Here is a 6,891-nt window from a genome sequence, read left to right as displayed (position 1 = left end):
TTTCCCAACTAAAATCTTATGTCGAGAAACAGAATACTCCTGATTGACAATTTTCGGACATCGAATCCTCAAATTGTCGGGCTATCCTTCCCGACGCTCACCCTGTCGGATAGAGCGCGGGGCTGTCGCCCCTAGCTCATGGGGAGTTGGGTTACGCTGCGCTTCACCCAACCGACTCTCTTTTCCCAATTGTGGGAGACGGGGAAATGGTGTATCTTGACCACCAACTCATGCTATTACTCTGGGAAAAGTGGTCACTTGAGGAGTTTCCCTTTTATGCTGAAAGGGAATGCTAACGATTCGTAAGGGAGTTACGAAATTATGCCGGGTCTTGGAGATATGTTTCAAAAAGCCTTTTATCTGGGGGTCGGACTGGCCAGCTATGCAGGAGAAAAGGCAAATGAACAGTTTAAGGAGTTGCGCATCCAAGCGGAGAAACTCGCTGATGAGATGGTTCAACGGGGAGAAATGACGACGGAGGAAGCGAGTCGCTTTGTGGATGATATTGTCCGTCAAGCGCAACAACCTACTGTCGAACAAGGGCAGGAACAACCTCAACAACCTCGTTCTATCGAAATTCTTGATGATGATGAGGAGGATAGCGGTACAACGAAACCTCCTGATGAGGTGGATCACTTGCGGGATCAGGTGAAAGCGTTACAGGATGAGTTAAGACGTTTACAACAATGAGTTGCACGCCTAAAGGGCTTACTACGAACTGAAGGCCCTGAAGGGTTTACTATGAACTGGGAAAGCCTTAAAAGGCTTACTACGAACAAGATTAGGAATTGCTAACGAAGGAGAAGGTTACACAACAATGGATGATTGGTCTAAAGCATTTTGGGAAATGTTGGAGGTTGCTGCCACTGACTTTGAACGGTTGTGTCAAGATATGGAGGAGGCCGCAGAAGCGATCGCGGATGAAATTAGTCAATCATTACTAGAGGAGGTTGACCAGTTTGTGGAGACGGTTCTTGAACCGACTTTTATTTACTACGAAGAACGGATTGTCCACTACGACTATTTTGATGAGGAAGACGGCCCTCTCCCTACCTATCGGCCAGCAACCCCAGACCACCATCCAACTTGCCAGGGCTGCCAACATTACCACGGACAGGTTTATAATGGCACTCTATTGGTTTGTGCGATGCACCCCCATGGTGCAGAAACGTCTTCTTGTCCCGACTGGGAAGCCTCCTCTGGTTTCCCGGAGGATTCAGAGTATAATCCGTTGGATGACTTTGACGATAATCCGTTCTAATTGTTGGAAGGACTCACACTCATGACCCAATCTTCCCCCGATTTACACAATACGACTGTTTCTTCTGATTCGACCGCAGAGTTAAAATATGGTGAACGGGAGATTGCTGAAGGTGAACTCATTACCTTCCCAAATCCCCGCATTGGCCGTAAATACGATATTCACATTACGTTACCGGAATTTACTTGTAAATGTCCGTTTTCGGGCTATCCTGATTTTGCCACGATTGATCTCACTTATTGCCCGGACCGTCTGGTGGTGGAACTCAAGGCGATTAAACTCTATATTAATAGTTTCCGCGATCGCTATATTCCCCACGAAGAAGCCGTTAACGAAATCCTAGACCATTTTGTGGCGGCCTGTGACCCCCTCTACGCTAAAATTAAAGGGGATTTCAACCCTAGAGGTAATGTCCATACGGTGATTGAAGTGGAACACCACAAAAACCCGTCTTAACCCCTCGTTACAGTACAATTGGCAGGTTTGACCATAACTTCCGGCTTCAATACAAGAATCCACCCAACTGCTAACAAAGCAATGGGTGGATGATTTTGAAAGTGGCTCTGGTGTGATTTGAACACACGACACGAGGCTTATGAGTCCCCTGCTCTAACCCCTGAGCTACAGAGCCGTTTTTCTTTCACAGTTTTCTATTATAACACAACATTTCAAGATAGGGGCATTTTTTTATAAAAAAAGTTGGGGAGGCCATTGACCTCCCCAACTCACTCTATCGGTTCTCCAACAAAGGAGTTTTAATTGCGATTACTCGGTAAAAAGGCCATGGGATTAGCTGCACCCCGTCCGGCGGGATGAACCTCGAAGTGTAAGTGAGGCCCGGTGCTATATCCGGTGCTACCCATTAAGGCAATTTGATCGCCTTGTTCAACTCGTTGTCCCTTACGGACTAAAACTTTGCTGTTGTGGGCGTAACGGGTCATACTGCCATCGGGATGACGGATATCGACTAAGTTACCATACCCGCCATTATTCCAGCCTGCGGTTTCCACTACCCCAGAAGCTGCCGCATAGATGGGTGTGCCAGTGGGGGCGGCAATATCAATCCCTTTGTGCATCCGTCCCCAACGAGGGCCATAACCGGAGGTTAATGTTCCCCGTGCGGGCCACATATAGCCGTTAAACTCTTGAGGCCGTTCCGGTAAGAACTGGTCGCCTTCGGGTAAGGGGGGAATTTGAGGCTCGACGGTTTGCCCAGAGGGGAGTTGTAATAGACGGTTATACCCTTGAACCGGAGCAGGAGCAGCCGCCATTAATCGGGGTTCGTTGGGGCGATTCTCTGCTGTGGTCTGAGTCGTGGTTGAATTGTTGTTAGATTCGCGGTTGGCTGACTCGGTGCGAGTGGGTTGCTGACGAATCACTTCGGGCTGACGACGATCTTCAACGGGGACGTTGAAAACGGTGGTTTCGGGTTCGTTGGGTTTTTGTAACCGTTGACGAATCCATTCAGGGTTCGCGGGTTCTTCCGGACGAGCGTTGCTTTCGCTGGGGGTAGGAGCTTCGCTGACGCGAGTTTCGGGTTCAGCTTCTGGCTCTTGTTGACGCTGTACGCGGAATTCTTCCCGTAACTGCATCACTTCTTCTTTCAGGTTGGTGATGACGGGATCGCTGTCCACTTCGATGGCGAAGGCTTGATCCGCCGCTTGGGCTAATAAAGCGGGGCTGGCTTCGTTGTCTTCCTCTAAGCTGCTATGAATGACGGTGGGGGCTTGGCTGACTTGGGCCCGCACGGCTTCGGAGCGAGGGAGTTTTAATTCTTGATCGACTTGCAGGGTGTTGGGGTTGTTAATCCCGTTGGCCTGCATGATTTCTTCTACGCTGAGTCCGTAGCGGGTGGCGATTCCGGCTAGGGTATCTCCACTGCGGACTTGATAGACTGATCCGGTGACGGCGAGGCGGCTGACGACGAGGTTGTCTTGGGCGGCCTCTTGGGGGGATTTGACGCTATTGGCGGGAATAACGACAGAATCCTTGTCCGGGGTGGCGACGGCTTTGTTTTGGGGAATGCGAGCGATCGCGCTTTCGCCTTCTGGCTCAGTCTCAGTTGTGTTGATAGCCACGGGGGGCTGTTCTTGAGTCGAGGACAGTGGCGTTTCGGGGGAGTCCTCGCTCGCAGATGCAGCGTTGGTTGATTCGGGGAGTTCTTCGTTGGCAACGGTGGGTTGCGCGGGAACGTCTGAAGATGCAGCGTCAGGGTTCCTAGATGATGGGGAATTTTCTAAATTTGCTGAGGCAATTTCCTCAGTTTCGTCCGGGGCTGTTTCGCTTGTGGAGAGTGCTGTTGCTGTTTCCTGCTGCGGTTTGGCGATGCCCTCAATGGCAGGAATTTTTAAGGTTTGCCCCACGGATAGGTTTTCTGGGGCGAGGATTTCATTGGATGCGGCGATCGCTTCCGGGGAAACGCCGTAGTTTTGAGAGAGTTGCCAAAGGGTTTCTCCGGTTTGGACTCTGTGCTTGATTAAAGCGGGTGAGATAGCAGGGGTTTGTTCCTCTGCTTGCTCGACTGTCTGCTCGACTGTCTGCTCGACTGTCTGCTCGACTGTCTGCTCGACTGTCTGCTCGACTGTCTGCTCGACTGTCTCATCTACGGTTCCCGGTGTAACTTGAGGGACAGCATTGAGAATATCCGATTCGCCATTATTGTTCGGACTGGAATTATAAGATAAGTTCGCGGCGCGAAGTTCGGTGGCAAGAACCTCTTCTCCCTGACTGGGTAAGAAAACTCCGGCAGTTGCTCCCACGGAGATAGCCGCTAAACCGAGTACCGTAGCGCGAGCGCGACGGGCGGCTTCTTGATTGTTCGTTTTCTGAGGATTCGACGCTTTAATCATAGTTGTCGTCGATGTGGGAGGAATAGTTTGGTTTTTGTGTGTGAGTGAGCGTTTCAACAACGACCTCCTAGTTTGTAATGGATGATTGACCTTTGATTGGTCATCGTGATTGAAATCACTGACAATTTTTGCCAAAACCATTTTTACCAAATTTTTGGCGAAATTGCCTGACTAGGTAAGAGTACTCTGGTTTTTTCAATTAGACAAGTCAATCAAGTGATTTGTCTGGTGAGTGAGTGGCTAGAAGAATGACACGGATGAGACTGACAGACTCTGAATTCTTCTTCTGGGAATTGAACCTGTAAAAGGCTTGAATGTCAAAACCAGAGTGTGGGGGATTTCCCCAAGAGTACGGTTGCTGAACTAACATTCCGACTCGTGATCGGCTTTCCGGATGGTCCGCTTGATTTGTACAGCGTGATCCCAAAAACCGATTGATTGTGTACTCTACGCTAAGTCTGGTCGAAACGACAAGAGTGAAAAAAAAAATAAATCACTGGGAATCCCCCCATTTTTCCCCCAATTTTCTCCTGTTTTCTTGGGGGCAAAAGCTGGAAATCCCTGATTTTCCTAGGTTTTACCGTTTCCCTCCGAGTCCAAAACTGCCACGATGATCCACCGGAAGAAAACCTACCGTTTGATATAAATTTCTTATCAAATTTTGACCCTCATGGGTGAAGAGGAATGGGATTTAATTCCCATGAGTCTGAGAATCCATCGTTTTTCCCTCAATCTCAAGGACGGGAGCAACGCTTCATCTCTATATATCTATCAAGGAAAATGACAGAGAAGACAGCGAAAGCGGCTCACGCTTCTATGAACCATTTAAACATTCCCTGCTCCAGACCCCTAGAATACTATTGAGTTATATTAAGGGCGGGGGGTAAGACGGCAGTTTTTTAGAGTTGGCCGCATTGACGACGAGCTTCAAAGAGCGCGATCGCAACACTCACCGAAAGATTCAAACTGCGGACTTTCTCCTGGTTAATGGGAATCCGAATCAAGCGATCGCAACGCTCCAACACCGAGGGGGGCAACCCTTGGGTTTCACTGCCAAATAATAACCAATCATTGCCCGTAAAGGAAAACTGGTGATAATCCTCCTCCCCCCGCACCGTAAAACCGAGAACTTGCCCCCCTTGGGGTTTTTGGGCAGCCCAAAACTGGTCTATATCTCCATGGTGATGAAGATCAACATGGGGCCAATAGTCTAATCCTGCCCGTTTTAAATAGCGATCGCTCAACTCAAACCCCAGAGGAGCAACCAAATGGAGAGGCGTTTCCGTGGCCGCACAAGTCCTGGCAATTGCTCCCGTATTGGGGGGAATCTGCGGATGAACTAAAACAATTTTCGGTGACATAACCAACTTCCCAAACAAGGGGTCAAATACCTAAAAACAGCAAAAAATGGGACTTTCAGCGATAAACCCGAATCCGTCAATGATGAGTTTTTGTTAAGTATTGTGAAAATCTAGCCCTAGCATCCAGATTTCTCAGTAAAAGAAAAACATCCTACGCAGCCTGGGAATGACAGAGCTTATCTTCTAAATCCCGTTCCATTTGCTCCGTTGATTGAATGGCCTGGCTCAAAATCTGCTGAGGAGACTGGCCGGCCTCATACTGGGTTAACCATTGCTGGGCCGTATTCCCCTCCCGTAAAATCCGTTGGATGGGAGAAATAAAACAACTTAACCCCCTAGGTTTGGCAATAAAAGTCACTTCCTGACGGAGTTGTTCAATCCAATCCCGTGCTAAAAGGGTTTGGCCATCTTGCCAATGTTGGAGAGAAGCGTCTAAACTCTGCTTGGCCACGGCCTGTTCATTGGCCAACGTCAGAGACACCAACTCATCAGGAGTCAATTTACTCTGTTTTAGGGGATCAAGTTGGGGATTGGCCAATAATTGTAGGAGACGCGCTTCTAATAACGCAGTAATGGCTAACAGGCTAATAGGATCAGTCACTAAATCACAAATCCGTAATTCGAGACGATTGAGATTATAAGGACGACGGTCCCCATTAGGACGCACCGAACACCAGAGATGGCGAACATTTTGCATGGTGCCTTGATCTAATTGTTGGGCCGTCCATTGGATAAAATGGTCGTGATCCGCGAATAGGGGGACAAATGGTGGGGTTTGGGGGAAGACGGCCCAACGGGTGGAATGATACCCCGTCACCTGTCCATCTAAAAAAGGAGAGGACGCACTCAATGCCAGATAGAGAGGGGCTTCCACCCTAACCAAACGACAGGCCCGCATGAGGATTTCGGGGTCATTAATGCCTACATTAATATGAATACTGGCCGTGACCACATCGGTGTGATAGGTTTGCTCAATATAGCTATGGTAGGGATTATTGGGGTCAGAGCGATAAAACTGATCCGCCCCTCCGAGGGAGAGGGTACTGCCTGGGATGAGTGTATAATCCCCTTGCGATCGCAAATACTGCCGCAGGTGTTGTCTTGGGTTGACTAAAGCACACAGAAGACGGTCATAACCACAATAGGGGGCGGTGGTATATTCAACATTACGGGCATCGGGTTCACGGACAAAGCCTTCTAAGTCTCGGACAATGCGATCGGATAACCCAATAATGTCACCTTGAGGCGACCCAGTGTACATTTCAACTTCAAAACCTTTGGAGAGCAGCACGAGCTTGATATCCTTTGTTATGAGGGGAACTGTTCTTATTGTGACGGGAGAGAGTCTATCGCCGCAAGTCTTTAGTTGGGAGTCGGGAGTCGGGAGATGGGAGTCGGGAGTCGGGAGATGGGAGTCGGG

6 protein-coding genes and 1 tRNA gene are annotated in these 6,891 nt (G+C 49.1%); 3 read left to right on the top strand and 4 right to left on the bottom strand.

The window, feature by feature from the left end; genetic code table 11:
* Positions 1-321: 321 nt before the first annotated feature.
* From PN462_RS05725 to queF, 3 genes are all read left to right on the top strand, one after another.
* Positions 322-690: a phasin family protein gene (locus PN462_RS05725; RefSeq protein ID WP_272127056.1), complete on the top strand. Its 369-nt coding sequence runs from the start codon at positions 322-324 to the stop codon at positions 688-690.
* Between the two features lie 127 nt (positions 691-817).
* Complete coding sequence (locus tag PN462_RS05720) at positions 818-1,261, top strand: hypothetical protein (RefSeq protein ID WP_272127055.1); 444 nt, start codon at positions 818-820, stop codon at positions 1,259-1,261.
* A 21-nt stretch (positions 1,262-1,282) separates the two neighbouring features.
* Positions 1,283-1,717, top strand: coding sequence for a preQ(1) synthase (queF, locus tag PN462_RS05715; protein ID WP_272127054.1), 435 nt, complete (start codon positions 1,283-1,285; stop codon positions 1,715-1,717).
* A 102-nt stretch (positions 1,718-1,819) separates the two neighbouring features.
* Here queF and PN462_RS05710 read toward each other — a convergent pair.
* From PN462_RS05710 to gshA, 4 genes are all read right to left on the bottom strand, one after another.
* Positions 1,820-1,892: transfer RNA gene (locus PN462_RS05710), tRNA-Met, on the bottom strand.
* 124 nt (positions 1,893-2,016) lie between these two features.
* Positions 2,017-4,110, bottom strand: coding sequence for a peptidoglycan DD-metalloendopeptidase family protein (locus tag PN462_RS05705; protein WP_272127053.1), 2,094 nt, complete (start codon positions 4,108-4,110; stop codon positions 2,017-2,019).
* 899 nt (positions 4,111-5,009) lie between these two features.
* Entirely contained in the window at positions 5,010-5,471 is a 462-nt protein-coding gene (locus PN462_RS05700) for a tRNA (cytidine(34)-2'-O)-methyltransferase (RefSeq protein WP_272127052.1), read from the bottom strand.
* A 151-nt stretch (positions 5,472-5,622) separates the two neighbouring features.
* On the bottom strand, positions 5,623-6,762 hold the full coding sequence (gene gshA / locus PN462_RS05695) for a glutamate--cysteine ligase (protein ID WP_443029078.1): 1,140 nt from the start codon (positions 6,760-6,762) through the stop codon (positions 5,623-5,625).
* Between the last annotated feature and the right edge of the window lie 129 nt (positions 6,763-6,891).

The organism is Spirulina sp. CS-785/01, from assembly GCF_028330525.1.
Lineage (GTDB): Bacteria > Cyanobacteriota > Cyanobacteriia > Cyanobacteriales > Spirulinaceae > JAQMSD01.
Note: the sequence above shows the minus strand (reverse complement) of the source record. Positions and strands in the feature narration are given on the sequence as shown.